This is a genomic window from Dyella solisilvae, from assembly GCF_003351225.1.
GTDB lineage: Bacteria > Pseudomonadota > Gammaproteobacteria > Xanthomonadales > Rhodanobacteraceae > Dyella > Dyella solisilvae.
In genome coordinates, this window is sequence record NZ_QQSY01000001.1 from 836,771 (window position 1) to 858,122 (window position 21,352).

General features: G+C 64.7%; 2 protein-coding genes. Both read right to left on the reverse strand.

What is annotated here, in order from left to right; all coding sequences use genetic code 11:
* Positions 1-8: 8 nt before the first annotated feature.
* Positions 9-20,510 (reverse strand): filamentous hemagglutinin N-terminal domain-containing protein, encoded by a 20,502-nt coding sequence (locus tag DVT68_RS03720; protein ID WP_114823679.1) that lies wholly within the window; start codon positions 20,508-20,510, stop codon positions 9-11.
* Between the two features lie 69 nt (positions 20,511-20,579).
* The gene (locus DVT68_RS03725) at positions 20,580-21,326 is read right to left on the reverse strand and encodes a SapC family protein (RefSeq protein WP_114823680.1); all 747 of its coding nucleotides are present in this window, start codon (positions 21,324-21,326) and stop codon (positions 20,580-20,582) included.
* Positions 21,327-21,352 lie beyond the last annotated feature (26 nt).

Consider the following 21,352-nt stretch of genomic DNA (forward strand, 5'->3'; position numbering starts at 1 on the left):
GTATTGCCTCACTCCGGAGCATTGATGTTGACGGCAGCCTCGTGGACATCCACCGGACGCACCAGCTGGCTGGGGTCGGTATGGGTCCACGCCGGCGTCGGGTGCGGATCGACCTGGTCATCGCCACGGTCATTGGTCTGCTCGCTGAGCATGCGGCCATTGAAGCGCAGCGCGCTCTCACCGAGATAGTTCGGCGCCAACCAGTAATGCGGCGCCACGTAGTCCGGCGTCGTGGTGTCGTCGCCGAAGCTGTAGCGGACGATGAAGGCGTCAGTGAGCGTGGCGATGCCGTCCTGGTGGAACTGGAAGTCGTAGGTCGGCTGCATCAACTGCACCGTGGCCGGCACCAGGATCGCGCTGTGCTGGTTCATCCACGCATAGGCATCAGGCGTCCTGACCGACATGGTCTGCTCGATGTGCGCTGAGCTGATGTCCACGTTCGGCGCGGTGGTGGCCAGAGCAGCGTTGACCGCGGCCAGGCGATCGATCATCCAGTCCTGCGGCGCATCGGCGGTCACCGCGATCTGGCGGGCCACGCCGCCCTGGTAGCCGGTGAGCACCGAATACAGCGGCTGGCCACGGGTGGTCTGCTTCACGTCGGCGCTGATGTTGTTAGCCTGCAGGTTGATGCGGTCGCCGATATAGGCGGCATCCAGCTGGATATCCCCGTTGGCCGCAACAAACGCATCGCGCGTGGTCAACGTGGCGCCGAGGATGCTGCCGTCGCGTGCCAGCAGCGTGATGCTGTCCGGCGCGGTGAGCCAGGTGAAGTCCAGTTGCTGCGCTGCCAGGCTGATGCTGTGCCCGGCGAAGCCATCGTGCATATGGATGGCCGCGCCGCTGTCCACGTCCAGCGCATTGCCCGCCGTGGTCGAGTACAGGTCGGCGTCGCCGCCCGACTTCACCATCACGTTGTTCCCCGCCGCCATGGTCTGGGTGACCACCATGCCACCCGCCTGCAGGTTGATGTCGGTCCCGGCCTTGAGCGCACCCACGCGGATGTCCCCGGGCGCCACGAACTGGATGGAGCCGCCCGCCTGCACGCTGTCTCCCTGGATGCCTGCCTGCTGCGACTGGCCGGACACCGAACCGCCGGCGTCGAGCGTGGTGAAGGCGAGTTGCTGGCCGGCCAGCATGCCGAGGTTGCCGCCGGTGGTGACGCTACCCAACGTCATGCCGGCGCCGGACTGCAGCGAGCCGTTGCCGCCCGCATCGAGCGTACCGGCCTGCAACGAGGTACCCGCCGTCGTCGACAGGTCCTGACCGGCGTTGACCGAGGACAAGCTCATGGCACTGCCTGCGCTCAACGCGGTGTCGCCACCCGATTGCAGGTTGCCGGCATCGAGCGTGCTGTCCGCCTTCGCCACGAGGCTGCCTGTCGCGGTGACCGAGCCGAGCGTCATCGCGTCGCCCGATTGCAACGAAGCATTGCCGCCGGCGCTGAGCGTGCCCGCCTGCAACGAGTCGCCCGCTGTCGCCTGCAGGTCATGACCGGCCTGCACGGTCGACAGGCTCATCGCGCCGCCCGCGCTCAGCGTGGTGTTCCCGCCCGACTGCAGGTTGCTCGCATCGAGCGCACCGCCCGCGTTGCCAACGAGGTTGCCTGCAGCCGTCACCGTCGCCAGCGACATGTTCCCGCCGGCGCCCAGCGTCGCGTTGCCCTGCTGCACGTTGAGCTGCCGCGTGACCGCCAGGTCGCCGCCGGCCTGGGCCTGCAACGATCCGCCAGTCAGCAGCACCGAGCCGAAGCTGATCGAACCGGCCGCTTGTGTCGTCAGATCGTCGCCGCCCGTGAAGTCGCCCAGGGTGAGGTCGCCGCCCGTTGTGAACTGGCTGGCGCCTGTCACCGTCCCTTGCGCGATCGTCGTGTCGCCACCGCTGCTGCTCACCAGCGTGCCGCCCACTGTCAGCGAATTCACGTCGATATCGCTACCGGCGGTGAGCATCGTATTGCCGCCGCTGGTCAACGCGTTGGTGATTTTCAGCGTGCCGCCGGTGGCGGCGAGTGCGGCATTGCGGCCGCTCTGGAGCGTGCCCACGATGACGTCGGTGGCGCCGCTGAGCGCGGTCGACCCCGTCACCGCACCTTGCGTCAGGCTCACCGCACCGATGGTGCTGGTGATGGCCAGATCGCCGCCCGTCGTGGCGCTCTGCACGGTTGCGTCCTGCACGGATTGCAACGTGGTATCGCCGCCGCTCGACAACGTGGTGGCCGACAGTTTGCCGCCAGTTTTGGCAGACAACGCGGCGCTGGTGCTTACGTCGGCGAGTGTCATATCGCCGCCCGAGGCCAGCGTGGCGCTGCCGTTCTGCACGCTCAACTGCTGCGTCACGTTCAGATCGCCGCCAGCGGTGGCATTGATGTCGCCGCCGGTCAGTGTCACCGCGCCGAGGTTGATCGTCCCGGTCGACTGCGCCGTGACGTCATCACCGGCGGTGTATCTGCCCAGCGTGAGATCGCCGCCAGCGGTGAGCTGGCTGGCGCCCGTCACCGTCCCTTGCGTGATCGTCGTGTCGCCAGCACTGCTGCTCACCAGCGTGCCGCCCACTGTCAGCGCATTCACGTCGATATTGCTACCGGCGGTGAGCGTCGTGCTGCCGCCACTAGTCAACGAGTTGGTGACTTGCAGCGAGCCACCGGTGGCGGCGAGTGCGGCATTGCCGCCGCTGTAGAGTGTGCCCACGTTGACGTCGGTGGCGCCGCCGAGTGCTGCCGCCCCTGTCACCGTGCCTTGAGCCAGGTTCATCGCACCGCTGGTGCTGGTGATGGCCAAGTCGCCGCCCGTCGTGGCGTCCTGCACGGTCGTGTCCTGTACGGATTGCAGTGTGGTATCGCCGCCGCTCGACAACGTGGTGGCCGACAGTTTGCCGCCGGTTTTGGCAGACAACGCGGCGCTGGTATTTACGTCGGCGAGTGTCATGTCGCCGCCCGAGGCCAGCGTCGCGCTGCCGTTCTGCACGTTCAACTGCTGCGTCACGTTCAGATCGCCGCCAGCGGTGGCGTTGATGTCGCCGCTGGTGAGCGTCACCGTGCCAAGGTTGATGGCGCCGGTCGATTGCGCCGTGACGTCATCGCCGGCGGTATAGCTACCCAGCGTGAGGTCATCGCCGGTGGAGAACTGGCTGGTGCCCGTCACCGTCCCTTGCGTGATCGTCGTGTTGCCACCGCTGTTGCTCACCAGCGTGCCGCCCACCGTCAGCGCATTGACGTCAATGTTGCTACCGGCGGTGAGCGTCGTGTTGCCACCGCTGCTCAATGTGGCCGCCGTGAGGTCAGTGCCGGCAGTCGCGGTCAGGTCACCACCAATGGCCGCCGTGCCCAGCGTCGTCGCGCCCGTGCTGTTGGTTTGCGCGGCGCCAGCGGTCAGGTTACTGCCGTCGATGGTTGCTGCCGTGAGCGTGGCGTTGCCACCCGCAGTGACCTGCGTGAAGTCCAGCGCGTCGGCCACCGCGAGAACGACGTTGCGGTTAGCGCTGATGCTCTGCGCGCTCAGGTTGCCAAGCGCATTGATGTAGATACTGCCCTGCGTGCTGGTGGCATCTAGCGTGCCCGGGCTCAGGTTCAACATCAGCGGATTCGATGCGCTGCCGATGTCGCTGACCGATTGCAACAACACGCTGCCGCCCGCTAATTCTTCCACATTCACATTCAGCGGGTCGCCATTACCCTGAATGCCGCCAGCGGCGGTAATGCTGATGGACGGGGTATCGCTGGCATCGGTGCTTTGCACCAGGCCGAGTACAACATTGCCGCCGGAAGCAATCGTTACCGTTCCAGTGGCGGCGATGCTGCTGCCGCTGTCCATTTGCACGGCATCGCCCGTTTGCATGGCACTCACGGCGACGTTGCCGCCGCTCGCGCTCAACGCAGCGCCCTGGCCGATGTCCAGCGTACCGGCACCCGTGAGATTGGTCAGCGTGGCATTGATATTGCCGTTGCCGGTAGAGACAGGGCCGCCAATCGTCACGCCGGTGGCGCCGTTGAGATCAACGTCGTCGTTGGGATTGCTGCTGCCGATGGCTTGCGTGCCACTGCTGGCGATGGTGCCGGTGGTGGTCAGCGCACCGGTGGTGGCATTGAGTACTACGCCACCTGCCGTCTGTACGGTCTCGAACCCAGCATTCAGATAACCAGTGGCGTTGACGCCGGCATCGTCGGACGTCAACTGCTGCGCGGTCAGGCTGCCCACCGTCGAAAGCAGCGTGATCTCGCCCGCGCTCTGGATCGAGCCCACGGTGAGATCGCCGGTGTCCGTGGCGATGTCCACGATGCCGTTGGTCGCCGTAGCCTTGAGCAGCGGGCTGCTGCCTGTTTCCTGCACCCACATCGCGCCCAGCGTGGGCGTGGCGGCAGTCGGCGTGCTGTTGTAGGCGACGTTGTCCAGCGCGGCGAAGGTGATCTGATTGCTCCCGACGCTGGTGACGTTGTTGATCGCGTAGATGCTGCCGTTACGCGATTCCAGCTGCACGGCGTCATTGGCTACGGCCTGGTTCACCAGCAGGTCGCCGGTGGTTTGTTCCAGTGCAAGGTTGCCGCCGGCCGATCCCTTGTTGAGCGTGCCCGTGATGGCGATCGGCAGTGCATACTTGCCGTTACTGTCGAAGCCGACATTGTTGTTGGCCGCGATGGTCAAGCTGCCACCGACCGTCAGCAGCGCGTTGCCAGTACTCGCATATGTCGCGTTCGGATCGGCCTGAATGCTGCCGGTGGCGCTGAGGTTCATGCCCAGGCCAGAGGTAAGTCCGGTCAAGTGCGTGTTCACATCGCCCTGCGCCTGCGTGGCCAGCGCCAGGTTGCCCATCGCCTGGATGTACACCGCGCCCTTGGACTTGCCTGCCAGGTCGCCCGCCACCTGGACGAACAGCGGATCGACCTGGGTGACCTGGATGCTGCCGATGGTGGTGCCGCCCGAGCTGGCTCCCACGCTCGACAGGGCATTCCCTGATGCCAATAGCGCGAGCTGCGTGCTGCTGATCACGTTGCCGTTGGTGTCGTACACCGTGATGTCGCCCGGCGTGTTGGCGCCGGCAAGCGCCTGCAAGACACCGGGGTTGTTGCTGTTGCTGAGCGTGCCGGTGAGCGTGCCGTTGGTGTAGAGATCGGCGAGGTCGCTTTCGTTGATGGTGATCGGCGTGCCCAGCTGGCCAATGCCGCTCTTGATGCCATTGGCAAGCAACGTCACGTTCACGCCACTGACGTTGGGCGTGAAGTCGCTACCAACCGTGGTGACGGTGAGGCCCGAGCCTGCGCCGCCGGTGCTTGGCACGGCGATCATGCCCGCGCTGCCAAGGCTGTACAGCAAGGCGTTTTCGCTCCACGACTGTGAAGCCAGCTGCTGCATCTGGGTCGTATTGAGTGCGAATACGTAGGGAGTGTTGGTCGAACTAACGGGATTGTTCGGGTTGTACGGACTGGTGAATTCGCTTTGCGTATTCCAGGACGAGCCGATCCACGGGATGAACAGCGAAATGTCGCTGGCGATCCGGCCGGAAAGGTAGTTCTCCACATCGGCCTGGTCGGGCGTCGCCGAAGCACTGATCGCACCCTTGCTGTTCTGTACCACCAGCGCCCAGTACGACTGCAGAAGCCCTGCCGATGGCGTCTTGTTGAAAGTGAACACCCCATTGCTGTAGGTGCCCTCAGCCATCAGGCCAATGTATTCGCTGTAGGCGGCGTTAACCTGGTTGGTGATCGCTGTATCCACGGCCGTCGGGGCGTTGATGGCATTGCCGTTTGTATCGAGTGACACGATGCCAAAACGCTGCCAAAGCTGCTCTTCCTGCAGCTGGTTGAGCGTGGACGCGGACGACAGCGAGCTGGCGTCGTAGATGCCGCCCCGCGTGGCATCCATGGTCACGTTACCGTGCTGCGACGCCACGCTGCCCACTTCGAAGTCGCCGGCGTCGTTGGTGACGTCGATATCGCCGGCAGCACTGAGGTTGAGCGTGTCGGCGGAACCTGGCGAATAGTGCGTCTGCACCATCAACGCCGTCTCGATGACCTGGCCGCCGATGGTGGTCTGCGAGCCGAAAATGCCGCCACCGCTGGTGAGGTTCACTGCGTTTCCGACGATGTCTTCCTGGCCGCCGAGCGCAGCGTTCACCGTGGGATCCGGGTTGCAGGAACTGCCGATGGCCATGCTCGTCGACAGGCACTCGAGGTAGCTCAGACCCGGGATCGCCACGCCGGGGTTGCGGCTGCTGCTGGTGCTCACCAGCGAACCGGCGCCTGCGCTCTTGATGTTGATGTCGCCGTAGACACTGGCGCCATTGCCGCCGGCCACTGCAAGGATAGGCTGATTGGCGCCCCCGGCATCGATGTTGAGGTTGATGCTGCCATCGTTACCGTTGCCCAACCGGCCGTTGGGATTGGTGAAGCCATCGGTGATCGCCACCACCGTGGTTTCGTTGCCGGTGTCAGTCACGTTGCCGTTGCTGCTGTCAGTGTTTCCGTAGCCGGTGATCTTCACGTTGATCGGCGCAGACGGCGTGCCGATGCTGCCGCCGCCCTTGGTGATCATGGCAAGGTCGTGGGTCCAGATCTGCTGGTTTATGCCGTTGGTGTTGTAGATGTTGCCGCCGTTGCTGGCCACCAGCAACGTGTCCGGCGTGGCCGACACGCCGGTGGCGGTGTTGCCGCTCACCACCGGGTTGTTGGTGTTGGCAATCACGCCATGGAGCAGGATGTTGGCGTTGGAGTCGATCTCCACGCGGTTGGTGCTGGAGGTGGCGAAGTTGATCGCGATCGGCAGCGAGGCGGTCTGGCTGACGTTGATGTTGAGCGTGCCGTAGTTGGGATAGAGGAAATCCCAGGCCGAGCCCCAGGTATTCTTCCAAGCGTAATCCCAGCCGGTAGAAGTGGTGCCGTAATTGCAACCCGAACCGATGCCGCCGCCGCACCCATGAAAGATGGTCGAATAGCCCGAATACCACTGGCCGTTGCTGCCTTGGTTCGGGGCGGTGTAGGCGTCCGTGAGTTGCACATTGCTGGCCGTCATCTTCATGGCCCAGGCGCCGCCATTCAGTGGCACGGTGGCCGACGAGCCGAACGTACCGGTGAGGTACTTCCAGGCCTGGTCGCCATTGACATAGCTGCCGCTGGCGCCAGTTTGCGGATTGACGAACGACCAATCCGAGGACGTACCTTCCGAGGTATACGCATAGGGCAGGCCAGTCGACGGATCGATCGCCCGGGCCACGCTGATGGACATGCCGTAGTTGTAATACTGGTTTTGAGCAGGCGCGTAACTGGTCAGTGCGGAGCCGTTTTCCGTCAACACGTACAGCGGGTCGCCGCTGGTGTTGGATGCCGTCACGATGGTTGGCACGCTAGACGCCAGCGTCGCAATCACGCCGCCTTGCGCGCTGTTGTAGGCGCCCTTGTTGTTGGTGAAGGTTTGCGTGGCGCCGCCATCCACACTGACGTACCAGGTGGTGGTTGGGACATTCGAATTGGCGATCAACTGCGAATAGTCTTCGATGGTGACCATGCCCGGCGATGCCTTGCCGGTATCGATGTTGTTCACCTGCAACGGCAGGCCCGTGGTGTTGTCCACCAGCACTTCGCCATAACCGCTGTTGACCGTGATGCTGCCGTTACCGGTGCTCACCACGTGGCCGATGAGCGTGGCCTGGCCACCACCGGTAGCCTCGACGCTATTCAGGTCAATCTGCTTCAGGCCGGTGTCGTAGGTGGCGCCGATGAGCTGGCTAGAGCCCGCAGACTGCACCAGACCAAGCAAGGGCTCGTAGGTACTGGTACTGCTGTTGAAGTAGTACAGCGTGTTGCCGGAGCCATCGGACAACGCCAGCGTGCCGGTCCCGGCCGAATTGGAGGTGTACGACGAGTAACCACTGTTGGTGCTGCTCACCGCGCCCGCATTGAACGAATAGAGCGTGGTGTTCTTGTTGCTGGCGTAGGCAGTGAGGAAATCGCTCAGGCCCTGTTGCGTCTGCACCGTCCAGACGCCGGACTTGCCTACCGTGTAGGCCGAATCGAAATCGATATAGCCATTCGCGCCGACATTCACGGTCAACGTCTGCGATTGCGACGACGGCATCGTATGCGTCGTGCTCCAGCTGCCGGAGACACCCGGGGCCGTGGCGCCCGATGCGCTGAGCGCAATCCACGGGATCAGTGGCGTGTAATCGGAGCTATCGTAATTCGGCCCCTCACTACCCGTGCCCTGGCCGATACCCGAACCACCGCAAGTGGTGCCACCGTACGAAAAGCCCATGCAGTTGCCGATGGTAATGATCGGCGTGTGCTCGAATGTGCCATAGGTGGACGATCCCTGGCTGGTGGTCATGTTCGTCGCCACCTCGCCGTTGTTGTAGTTCATCAACGCCGAATTGAGCGCGGAGACGCCATTTGAGCCGGGTGCGTAAGCCGCCTGCACGATCGCCGATGCCACCAGATCCGCATTCAGGGCGCCGCCGCTGCTGTACGTGAAATCCTGGTTGATGATGCTGTAAAGCCAGCTTGTCGCCTGGCTGGTCGCACTGGCCGGATCGCCACCGGTGAACGCCGGCGCGGTAGTGAATGTCACGTCACCGTTCGGCGCGTAAATCGACACATCATTGGCGTACAGGCCGCTGGTGGTGATCGATCCGAGACTGGTGCTTAGTGATACTTCGCCGCCGAAATCCTGGATGGCGCCGTTGACCATGATGTCCGGCGTGTTGGCGCCTGGCGGCAGGGTGTTGATGTAGGAGTTGGTGACGCTGATGTTCGGCTGCGCGGTGCTGGGTGCCTGCGTGATGCCGATGCCGCCGATGCTGGTGACGCCTTGGGTACTGGCGTTGTTGTCGTACACCGTACCGCTGACGCCGAAGCCCACGTCGATGCCGGCCAGCACCACCGTATCAGTACTGGCATTGTCGATGGTGATGGACGGCGCGGCATTGGCCGTGACCTTGCCGGTGCCGGTGATGCCGCCCTCGTTGTTGCTGGTGCCATTGCCGCCGTACAGGTAGACGTTACCGCCGCGCACGGTGAGCGGCACGCCGAGAATGTCACTGGCCGAACCACCGAACTCCCACGCCGTCACGTTGCCCGTCGAGCTTGGATCCTGTTCGTTGTAGTTATTCACAAGTTGCGCGAAGAACGGGACGGCGCTCGCGGTGCCACCGATCGTGGCGCCGGACGTCGTGAAGCCACCGCCCGTGTTCACGCCATATTCCAGGGCGTTGCTGGTGAGGCTGCCGCTGGCGTCGATGTTGATCAGCAGATCACCCCCCGTGCCAGCCACCACACTGCCGTTGATCACGGTATTGCTGCTGCCGCCAACGTTGGTGCTGTTGCCGCTGTTGGTGACCGGAATGAAGCCCAGCTCGTATCCGTGGCCTTCGCTGTCGGGGCTGGCGGTGAGCCCGCCGTTCATGCTGCCGACGTCCACATCGCCATCGCTGGTGACCGAACTGCCCGTGCCCAACGTCATTGAAGACTGGCTGGACACATTGGCCGTCGCCGATACCGCCGGGATGGCGATGAGCGCACGCACGTAGGCCTGTGCCACCGGGCTCGCGTCCAGCTGCGTGCCCACGCCGTCGCCGAAATCGTCGCCGGCCAGCACGTAGCTGCCTTCCAGGCTGGAGATCTTGGCGACGCCATGGCCGTCGGTGCCGACGTTGACCGTCTGGTTGGCGTCGAGCGTGGCGGTCGCACTGGCCGAGGCGACGCCATCCACGCCGTACGAATTGCCGATCGCCGTGTTCATCGCACCCATGATGGCGTAGGTGCCAATGTTGACGATGTAGCTACTCAGGTTGCTACCGCCATCGATGTCGATGGTGTTGTTGACGTTGCCGGTGAAGTTCGTCGTCGGGTTGGCGACCGGAATCGCACCACCGATGGTGATGCTGGCCTGGTCGTCCACATTCTTGATGGTGCTGTAGGTGATTACGTTCAGGCTGCTCAACGTACTGCCCGTGTCGTAACCGTAGGTGGCGAGGTTGTCGCCAATGCCGATGTGCGCGTAGTTGTTGGCGGTGAAACTGTTGTCCGCCTCGGCGGCGGTGCCCACGAACAGACCGCCGGCGCCGCTGGTGGCGCCGCCGTTGTTGGCGTCGGCCCCCATCGTGGTATCGGCGGTCACGTCGATGTTGCCACCGGTGACCACCGTGGTGTTGGCGCCAATGCTCGCCGCCGCCGTAATGCCGCTGGTGCCGGAGATGTTGTTGGCATACGCGCCACTGCCGCCGACAACCGCGCCGTTGCTCGCATTGGCGGTGACGCCGTAGAGGTAGTGGGTGTCGGCAGCGAGGTTGAACTCGCCACCCATCTCCAGGTACTGGTTCGCGCCAAGCGTCGCGCTGCTGGTGGACAGCGCCTTCGTGGTGGCCGTGGCCGCCACGCCACCGACCAGTTCACCGCTGCCTGATTGCACATAGGCGTTATTGGTGTCGGTAACGCTGGCGTTGATGCCGAGGCTGGTCAGATCGGTGATGGCCGTGGTCACCGATCCATTGCTGATGGTGGCATTGGCGATGCCGCCATCCAGCGAAGCGGTAGTGGTTTCGTTGGAACTGGCGGTCGCATTGAAACCGCCTCCGATGATGCCGCCGGCGACCACGCCATTGGCATTGGCTGAGGCCACCGGCGTGCTGTTGGCAAGGATCGACACGTTGCCCAGCGCCGGCAGCATCACGCCAATGCCAATCTCGGCATTATTGGCTCCACTGCTGCTGGCGGTCGCATTGGACGCATCGGCGGCGATGATGCCGCCACTGTTGCCGGTGGACGACGCAGTGAGGTTCGGCGCGAAATCGCTGGTCACGTTCAGCGAGCTGACCGCGGGGCTGATGATAGTCGTGGTGTTGCCGCTCGTCGGGTCGGTAACGGTAGTCGTGACCGTGGCGGGGATGAAGAGTACCTCGGAGTTGGACGACCCCACCAAGGCGCTGCTGTTGAGCGCAGCCGTGGCATTCACGTTGTTCACGCCGATCGAAATACCCACCCCCACCGTGGTGGTATCGGCGCTGGCCGACAGGGTTGGCGCGGCATCGGCGATGACGTTGGTGCTAGCCACGCCCGACAGGGTAGTGACCAGGCCGCTGCCGATGCTGTAGCCGGGGAAGAGTGCCGCGGACGCACTGCCGGCCAGTGTGTTCACGCCGATACTGGCGCCCACGGTGCTGCTGTCGCTGGCGGTGATATCCGCGCCATCGCCGGAGATGATGCCGCCGGTGCCCGCCACGCCCTGCGCGGTAGCGCCGCCGTTGTCGGTAGCAGCCACCGTCACGGTGCCGAAGCCCTTCACCGTCGCGCCGGCATCCAGCGAAGCAAGAATGTTGTCGGTGCGATCGGCGGTGTCCTGGATGGTACCGGCGGCGACACCGATGCCGACGTTGACGGTCGGGTTGCTGTTGCCCGAGGACGCCGTACTGCTGTCGCCAGCCGCGATGTTCAATGCGCCGCTGCCAGCGACGTTGCCGGCATCTTCGGCAACCACGTTGTTGTTGACTTCGCTGTCGGCGACGGCCACGTTGATGCCGAGCGCACCTACGGTGACGTTGCCTGCACTCTGCCCCGTGCTGATCGCGGTGTAGGCCGCGCTGCCACCCGCGCCGTCGGCGATGCCGGCGTGGACGGTCACATTGCTGGCGCCGGCGATCTGGCTGGTGTTGTCCACCAGCGCGCCGACCTGGTTGTCCAGCTTGGTATAGGCCACCGAAACGCCGATCGCCGCCGCGCCGCCGGTACCCGCGCCGGCCGTGTTGCTGGTGCTGTCGGTGATGTTGGCGGCGACGTCGACGATGCCATGGGTGTTGATGGTGCTGCCGTCAGTGATGCGCGCGGTGATGCCATTGCTGGCACTACCCATCGCCGTGGTCCAGGCACTGCTGAAATTGCCGCTGTCATCCACCGCCCCGGCGTTGTTGACACCGGTGATGCTGTCGCCGCCCAGGGAGCCCTGGCTGCCGAGCTGGCCAACATTGGTCAACGTGACTTGCTGCTGGTTCTGACCGCTGCCGTTGGATGCGGTTGGCGCGTTCGAGCCATCATTGAGCCAGGACAGCTGTTTGCTGTTGGCAATGGCATCGCCGGAGCCGGCGATCAGAACACCCACTGACACGCCCACGCCCGCCGCACCTGCGGCGATGTTGGTGGTCTGGTTGTCTACGTTGAGCGTGGAATTGGCATTGACGTTCACCGCGTCGCTGCTGCCGACGTAGCTGCTGTTGACGACGCTGTCACCGATGTTCGCATCGACGTGCGTCTGCACCAGGGTCACGTCCACGCCACCGCCCAGGCCGGCCGCGCCGATACCGATGCCGCCGATGCTGTTGGTGACGCCCTGCGTGTCCTTGGCCGTCACGTTGAGCGGGCCACCGACCGAGAGCGTACTGTTGTCCACCAGCGCAGTGGTGCTGTTGCCAAGAATGTCCACCGCGACCGTACCGGCCAGGCCAGCCCATAAGCCGCCGGCCAATTGCTCACCGAGCGCATTAGCGGTGTTGCTGGAAGTGGCCTGCACGTTGGCGCTGCCACCGTCGTTGAACTGCGCGACGTTGGTGACTTCCGCCGAGGTTTCGGCATTGTCGATGTTGACGAGTGCCATGCCGGAACCTGCCGCACTCAGCTCACCGACGGCCACCGCCAGCGCACCGCCGATCTGCGAGCTCTGGATGGCCGAGTTGGCGAGGACGTTGACGTTGCTGGCGCTGATGCTGCCGCCGTTGATATAGGCGTCGGTGTTGGCGCTGAACAAGGAGACGGCGCCAGTGAGGTTGGCGGAATCATCAATGCTTACAGACGCCGCACCAAGGTTGTTCAGCGACCACTGGTAGCTGTCGGCCTGCACCACCGTGCCTTGCTGGCTGGCCTGCGAATCGACCGTCGAGGCGTTGATGTACGCCTTGGTGTCACCGTTGAAGGTGTTGACCGGCGCGGCAGCGCTGACGGCGATGCCGCCACTGGCCGCTACGGCGGCGAGGTAGTTGGCCGCGTACTGTGCGTTGTAGGCATTGACGTAAACCTGCTGCGCGTTGCTGATGGACTGTTGCGATTCATCAGTCGTGGTGTCCCGCAGTGCATTGATGAGCGAGCCGCCATCGATGTACGCGCTGGTGTTGCCGCCGATCTGGTTGACGCCCACTTCGGCCGCGCCGGCGATGCCGCTACCCACACCCAGGCCCACGCTCAGCGTGAAGGCATGTTGCTCATTGCTCGCGTCCACAACCACGCCCTTGACGGACGTCTTCGCGCCATCCAGATCCGGATCCGGCACGCTGATGTTGCTGGTCGTGGCGGTCGTTTTGCTGAGCGTGCCGGTGAGGCTGTCGGGCAGCGTGACCGTGTTGGCCAACGTGCCGCCGGCCACGCTCAACGCAGCGCCGTTGGCATAAGCGTTGACGTCACTGTTGTCGATGTAGGCCGTGCTGTCGCTGTTGAGTGTGTTGACCACCACGCCCGCGCCCACGCCGGCCGATTCGCCCAACCCGGCCGCGCCGGCATACACGTTGATGCCCTGGTTGCTGGACGCCAGCACGCCCACGTTCTGGTTGGCCACGACATTGGCGTCCTGGTCCACGTAAGCGGTGGTGCTGCCGGTGATCTGGTTGACGGCAACCGAACCGGATACCCCCACGCTGCCAGCCAGGCCCGCGGCCACCGCGATGGTCTGGATGTTGGCGTTGTCGCTGGCCAGGCTGCTGGAACCGCCGAACAGGCCGCTGGTCTTGCTCGGGATGCTCGCCGTGGCCTCCACCAGCAGCGAACCGGTCTGGTACCAGTTGCCCACGTTGCCAATCGTGCTGGTGGGCGTGCCACCATCGCCATCGAATGCAGCGGTGGTGTTGGTGTTGATGTCGTTCACCGCCACCGCCGCGCCAAGCGCCGCGCTTCCGGAATCGGTCAGCGCGCCAGCCAGCGAGCCGATCTGCGCACTGTTGGTCGCCTGGATCGTGGTGGTGTTACTGCTGGTCGCCACCAGTGGATCGGTGGCCGTGCCCGTGGACACGTTGGTCATGCTGGCACGGATGGTGTTGTCGATGCTGTTGGCGGAGGCCGAACCGGCCACGCTCGCATCCCCCGATCCGGACGCGCCCACCGCCAGCGATTCGATATTGGCGCTGGATGTGGCTGTAACGTTGGTCTGATTGCCCACGTCCAGCAAGGTAAGCGTGCTATCGCTGCCACTGGTCGGCGCCGCCGTGCCGATACTCGCCGAGGTGGTCGTGCCGATGCCGCTGACGGCCACCGATGCGCCGACCCCCACACCGCTGGCGTCGGACACGTCCACCGCCAGCGTGCTGATATTGCTGTTATCTACGGCAGCGACATTCAGCGCATTGCCGATCACCGCGGCGCCCGCGCCGCCTGCCCCGGTGATGCCGCTGACCGCGGCCAGCGTGCCGGGACTGCCGGCGCTGCTGCCGGCGCAATTGCCATCACTGACGCCGCCGCTGCCGATGCAGTTGTAGGCCACCGAAGCCGCGCCCGAGCCGTCGCCACCGATCGCCGCACCGAGCGCGATGGACTGTTCGGTCGCGGTGGTGCTGGCGTTGACGGTGACATCGTCCGTCTGCAGGCTGGCATTCTGCAGCGAGGCCTGCGCGCTATCGCCGATTTCCTGCACGCTGGCGGCGGCTCCTACGCCTGCGCTGCCGCTCAGGCCCACCGCGCCGGACAGCGCCTGGATAGTGGCGTTGTCGGTCGCGATGATGCCGAGCGTGCCTTGCGCGCCGGCGTTTCCACTGCCCTGCGCGAGATTGGTGAGCGAGCCGCCGACGAGGCTGGCATCCACCGTATTGCTGGTCTGGTTCCAGCCGAAGGAGAGGCTGAGTGCAGCCTCCGAACCGAACGAACCGGCCACCGCGCCAGCCATGATGCTGGCGTTGTTGCTGGCCTGCAGGCCAAGGTCGTAGACGGGGTTGGTGGTCGAGGCTTGGGTGTCGGCGCCGTTGGTGGTGAAGGCGACGTTGGTCGCTTCCGCAGCGATGGTATTGCCGATGTTGTTGTAGGTGACCGCGCCGCCGGCCGCGACACCCTGGGTGTTTACGCCCACGCCGCCGGCCAGGCTGTAGATGGCCGATTTGTCCGTCGCGCTGGCGTTGATGGTGTTGGCAGCAAGCGAGGTCGCGCCGGTACCGAGGCCGCTGGCTTCATCGCTGTTGGGGCCGAGCAGGACTTCGTCGTGGTTGGCGATGGTGCTGACCGTGGCGCTGCCCAGGCCAGCGAATGGCCCGGCAGATACGCCCACGCCCAGGGCGAAATCGATGACGCGCGTGTTGTCCTGCGCGTTGAGGTTCAGCGTGCCGCCGGTGGCGGTGAGGCTGGCGTCGTTGATCACCACCTGATGGGTGTTGGCGATGTTGCTGTAGGCCAGCGACATGCCCACGTCGTTGGATGCGGCGCTGACGTCGCCCGCCACGGCGATAATTGAGCTGCCAAGCCCCGTGCTGTTCGGCCCGGACGTGGTGGTCGCGTCAGTGAGACCGGCCTGCGTGTTGGTGTTGCTGGCGGCGTTCTGGCTGGCGCTGTTGGCACTGGCGATGTTCGACTGCAAACCGCCGCCGCTGAAATCGTAGTAGCTGGTTGCCGGCTGCGGCGTGGGCAGGTTGAGCGCGGTCACCAGCGAACTGGTGGGATCGACCGCTTCGGCCTGCACGGCGATATTGCCGTTGGTATTCACGCTGGCGCCGTTGTCGACGCTGGCGACGGTGCCGTTCTGCACATCGCTGTAGGTCACGGCGCCCGTGACGCTCACGCCCTTGCCACCCGTGGCGAGGCTGCCGGTGGCAGCCACGGCCACGATCTGCGCGCTCTCCAGCGCATTCAGCGAGAAATTGCCGTAGTTGCTGATGCTGGCGCCATCGTCCACGCTGGCGTCGGTGTTGTCCTTGATCTGCGCGTAGGTGAGGCTCAACGCGCCGTTGACGTTGGTGCCGCTGCCCGTGCTCAGGCTCAGTGCACCGGCGCCGATGCCGATTTCAGAGGCGTCGTAGGCCGTGACCTGCACGCCGTCGGCGCTGGTGGTTCCGTTCGGATCGCTCAAGGCGGCGTCATCGATCGACGCGGTGGTCTGGTTGTGCGAGGCGCCGATCGACACGGAGCCGGCCAGCGTCACATCCGTGCCGCTGCCGCCCAGCGCAGCCGCCACGCCGATACCGGCGTCCACTTGCATACTGTTGTCGACAGCCTGCACCGCGACATTGCCGGCATTGATCTGGGTGGCATGGCTGCTGCCGTGGTCACCGATGATGGCGGTGGTGGTGTCGGCCACATTGGAATACGCCACCGTGCCGGCGATGCCGGCATTGCTGCCGCCGCTCTTCGCGCGGACGATCGCTGCGCTGCCGGCGGCGCTGTACAACTGCGCATCGTTGGTCGCCGTGACGCCCACCTGCGCGCTGCCGGCGGTGGTGCTGGCCGGCACGGTGACGGTGACGCCATCCACCCCCGATTGTGTGCTGAGGCTGGCCATGTCCACGCTGGCCGCGCCGGATATGCCAATGCCGAAGGTAGCGCTGGAGCTCGAGCTGGAACCCGAGCCGGAACTGGGCGTACCGCTCGATTTCTTGTTCAGGCTACCCAGCTTGCCCACAATGCCCTGCAAACCGGAGCTTGCGCCGGATACCGCGCTCAGGCCGCTGGAGATGGTGCTGAGCTTGCTGCTGGCGTCATCCAGCAGCGAACTGCCGGAGCTCGAGCTGGAGCTGGAACCGGTCAGATCGCTTTCGATCGTGGCGCCATAGCCGCTGATTTCATCCACCTTGCCCAACGCACTCTGGAGGGTGTCCGCGCCACCGCGCAACTTGTCGGCCAGCGAGGACACGCTCTTGAGCATGCTGAGCAGGCCACTGCCTGGCGCCGACGCGGGGGCCGGTGCGGGAGCCGGTGCGGGAGCCGGCGCGGGAGCCGGCGAACTCACATACGAGCCGGCCACGCTCAATCCGCCCGCTTCGCCACTGGTGTTGGCCTGCACAGCCAGGCTGTCGACCGTGATGGCGCCCCCCGTTTCCGCCGGCGTCGGCGGGGGCGCGGGTGGAGGCACTTCGTCGCCGCTGTTGTCGCCGATGCTCGCCACGGTGCTGGTGGTGATGTCGTTGATGCCCACGCTCAGGCCCACCGCACCGCTGCCGGACATCGACAAGGCGCCGGCCAGCGACCACACCATTACCGGGTTGCTGGCATTTACGTCCAGCGCGGATGCATTCACCGTGTCGCTGCCGCTCAACGTGGCGTGCGTGGCATCACTCACATCGGTGAGCGCCACCATGCCTTCGAACGCGACCGAATTAGCTTGCCCGGAAGTGGGGCTCAACACGAACAGCGTATCCGCGCCGGTGGCATTGACCGCCACGCTGTTGCTGCTGGTGATCGTGACCTTGGAATCCACGCCGGCGGTGGCGCTGTCGGCATAGCTGCCATAGTTGAACGCGCCACCGATGGCCGCCGATGCGCCCTTGTCGGCCCACGGCGCGAGGTCGCCCACCAGGTTGAATGCCGCCACGTGCGTGCCGGCCAGCACATCGATGGAATTGTTCCAGGTGAACGTGCTGCTGCCGTCGGCACCCGTACCGGTAACACCCGGATCGGCGGGCGTGGTGCTGTTGGCAATGTTCTGGTCGTTGACAGCACCCGTCAGCCAGCCTAGCGAACTGGTCCAGCTTTCGTTGCCACCCTTGGTCGGCGTGGCGGCAGTGGAAGTGAGCGAACTGCCGCTGCCGACCCAGGCGCGGCTGCTGTTGCTCATGCCGAAATAGTTGACCGAACCGCCAAGTGTGGCGGTTCCGCCATCACCGGCTGCGCCGGCAAAGCCGCTGACCCCATTCATGATGGTGGCGGGCAAACCCGTCACCGTGCTCTTGAGTGTGTTGAGATCGGAAAGGCCTTTCTCGAAATCATCCAGGCTATTGCCCATGCTCTCCAGATCTGAAAGATCGGAAGAAACCTGGCTGCCGAGGCCAAAGGTGAAATCGAATGGCACGATGACCTGTGCGTTCACGCCGATGTTCTGTGCCGTGACCTTGTCGCCGCTGCCGATTTCGGCATCGGCGGTGTTTTGGTAATTGGCGTAGGCGACGGCGGCCGAGACGTTGACGGTCGAGGAACCGCCACCGCTGGAGCCCGACGTGGAGCTGGCGCCTTCGCTGCCGGCATCTTCGGCAGAGGAGGTTTCGCTGTCGGCGCCATTGTGGATGCCGGCGTTGCTCACGATGGCCTGGATCGCCAGGTTGCCGCCAGTGACGATGACCAGGTTCGGCGCAGTGGAAGCGGTGGCGGTGTTGCTGCTGTCGGTCCACGCCACCGCCGAGCCGATCTTGAACGGCAGGTCACTGCCCAGGCCCTTGCCCGAACCGCTGCCATCGGCGTTCTGGGTCACGTTGCCCATGGTATTGGTGAGATCGCCGCTTTCGCCCTGCTCGCTCTGGCTCGGCGACGGACTTTGCGCCGGCGTCGGCGCCGTGGTGCCGGTCGACGCGCTGGTGTTGTTCTTGGTGGTGTCCGTTTCAGCGGCAACGGTGATGTTGCCGGCCGCGCCACTGTTGATGGTCGGCGCGCCGCCAAGGTACGCATCGGCGACGATTGTCTGCCGGCTGACCGCACCGGCCAGGCCGATGGAACCGGAACCGCTGGCGTTGCTGGTGGAAGCACTCGCTTCGGTGTCAAAATCGTTGGAGTTGTGTGCGCCGATATTCAGCGCGTTGGCCGTGACCGCGCCGTTGACCTGCGCGTTGGCATCCACCGCCGCCTGAGTCCACGCGACCGTGGCGCCGACCACGCTGTTGCTGCCGGTAGCCGTGCTGCTGGCCGTGACCGCCATCGAGTTGTCGGTGGTGGCTTTCACCGTGACGTTGCCGCCACTGGTCACGGTAGCGCCCGAATCCACCAAGGCATTGGCCTTGCTATACACGGCACCGTAGAAACCGGCGGCCGAAAGCGGACTGGAACCGCTGGTTGTCGCGGCGGTGACATTGGCGCTGGTTTCGGTGGTGGTGCCGGCTTGCAGCACCACGTCGCCGGCGGCGTTGATCCTGGCGCCGCTCGACAACTCGACATTGGCCGTGCTGAAGGCACGCGCGAACGCCACCTGCACGCCCAGCTTACCGGCCGCCAGATTGGCCGCGACCATCGCATCGGATTCCAACTGGGTCGTGGACGGCGCCAGGTTGTCGATGATCTCGGTCGGTGTTTGGCTGTTGAAGGTGCCCTGGTCCAGCATCAAGAGGGCGCCATCAGCCACGTTCTTGCCGGCGCTTTCCAGCGTGCTGATCTCGCTGCCAGTGGCGTAGTCGGAGTTGCTGGCGACATTGGCGGTCAGGGCGATTTCGCCCCAGCTGTCCTGGCTAGGCGCAGGCGTGGACGATTTCGGGTAAGCCACGTTGCCGGTGCTGAGCGTTCCACTCACGCTGACCGTTCCGTTGGCCTGCGCGTCGCCGCCGCCGGCGCTGCCGTTGCTGTCCTCGGCGATCAGGCGGATGGTGTTGCCATCCTGCTCCACTTGCGTCGGTGCGCCATTGCCATCGAGGTTGACCGCCGTGGCGAGGATATCGCCGCCGGTCCCAGTGACGCTGATGGTGCCGCTTACGTCGATGGTGGTGGCGTGGATGCGCACCGCGTTGGCGGCATTGATGGCGCCATCCACGCAGATCATCGCGCTGTTGCCCGACGCGCAGGCGTTGGCCGCGGCGGTGTCATTCACCGTCTCGGCGGTCGTGGTGTAGATGGTGTAGGTGGTACTACCGCTCTTGGGCGCGTACACCACCACTCGCGTGCTGACGTTGCCGCTGACGTAGGTGTAGTTGGTGGTGGTGTTGCCGTTCACGTCCGTGGACGTGGTGGTGCTGGTCGGCGCGCTGCCGTTGAGATAGGTGGGATTCTTGGAATCGGTGAAAGGCGAGGTGGTGGTCGCCGGCGTCGTCACCGTGCTCTGGGCTCCGAGCAGCGCATCGAGATTGGCCCTGGTGGCGCCTGCCGTGCCGATGTTGTTGGCATCGATCAACACATTCTGCATGAACGATGCGGTGGGTGCACTCAACGACAAGGAGCCGACATTCAACACGCCCGTTTTGCCGATAACGATGCCGTTGGGGTCAGCGAAGTACACGGCGCCGCCGTAGTTGCTGCCGCTCTGCCCGTGGAGGTAGCTGTTGACCGTGCCGTAGATCTGTGCCGCCTGGCTGGTGCTTTCACCCCAGATCAGGTTGACCACGCTGTTGGTGTTCTGCGGCAGATTGAAGTTGACCGTATCACCGCTGGCGACATTGAATTCGCCGTACGAACCGAAGGCGACGCTGCCGCTATTGTTGGGGCGCACCGGCGTGATGTTGGTTGTTTTTCCGCTGGTACTGATGTTGCCCGTACTGAAATTATTGAGCGTGTGGCCTTGCCCGCTCGCTACCGTGATCGCCGTGGACGATGGCGCCGCCGCCAATGCCTGTGAAGACAAGCCCATGCCCAGCGCACCGCACACGGCGGTAGCGAGGGTTCGCAATGACATCTTCTCCAGGCCATGCAAACGCGGGTTGGCCGGATTCTTCGAAATGATGCGCTGGTTCATGGCACTGACCGTATGGCGGTAAACGTGCGAGGACGGGCGCAGGCACGCGATGCGTGTCCGCGCTCGCAATCAATGCAACGGAGAAGGCACTTGCGAACGCGCGTCGAGGCGGCTGGCCAGACGTTTCACATTGCCGAGCGAAGCCACTTGCAGATACGCAAGGCCAAGTGCGCCGGTGCGTGAGAGTTTTTCCAGCGCGCGTGCGCTTAGTTTGCCGAGTCGCGATTCGTCGACGATGCAAAAACCGTTGAGCGATTGCCGCGCAGCGCCCTTGCGATCGACATGGATGGCCTTGTTGACCAGCAACTTGTGCTCGCGCAATTGCTCCATGAACGCGCGCGTGCGTGCCACCGCTTGCTGGTAATCGGCGAGAAATTTCACTGCCTGCGCGAGTACCGGCGTATCCGCACCGTTTTCGTCGAACAGCGGCACGGCATCGGGGTCATCGCTGATGAAGGATCCCTCCACGCACACCGCGAAGTTGTCGCCCTGATCCTGATCGGCGACAACGAATGGATAGCGGCGCAGGAAGGCGGGCACATAGGCGCCGGCGTCCCAAAGACCATCGTCCTGTACGAACAGGTTTTCGGCCTGCGTGAGGCCGAGCAGCGCCACCGGCATGGAAGCGTTGTCGGGGCTGCCTGCAAACACGATGGGGTAGTCGCGCAGCGCGTCACCGAATTCGGCGACGGTGAGCGGCACCGAATTGAGCTTGCTGGCGAACTGGTAGCCGGGCAGTGACGGCTTGATGCGCAGGTGACGGTGCTGGTTGCGATTCAGCGCGATCGGCCGGTCATAGATGAGCAGCTGCTTCATGCGCGCCCCCGGACCGTGAGCGTGCC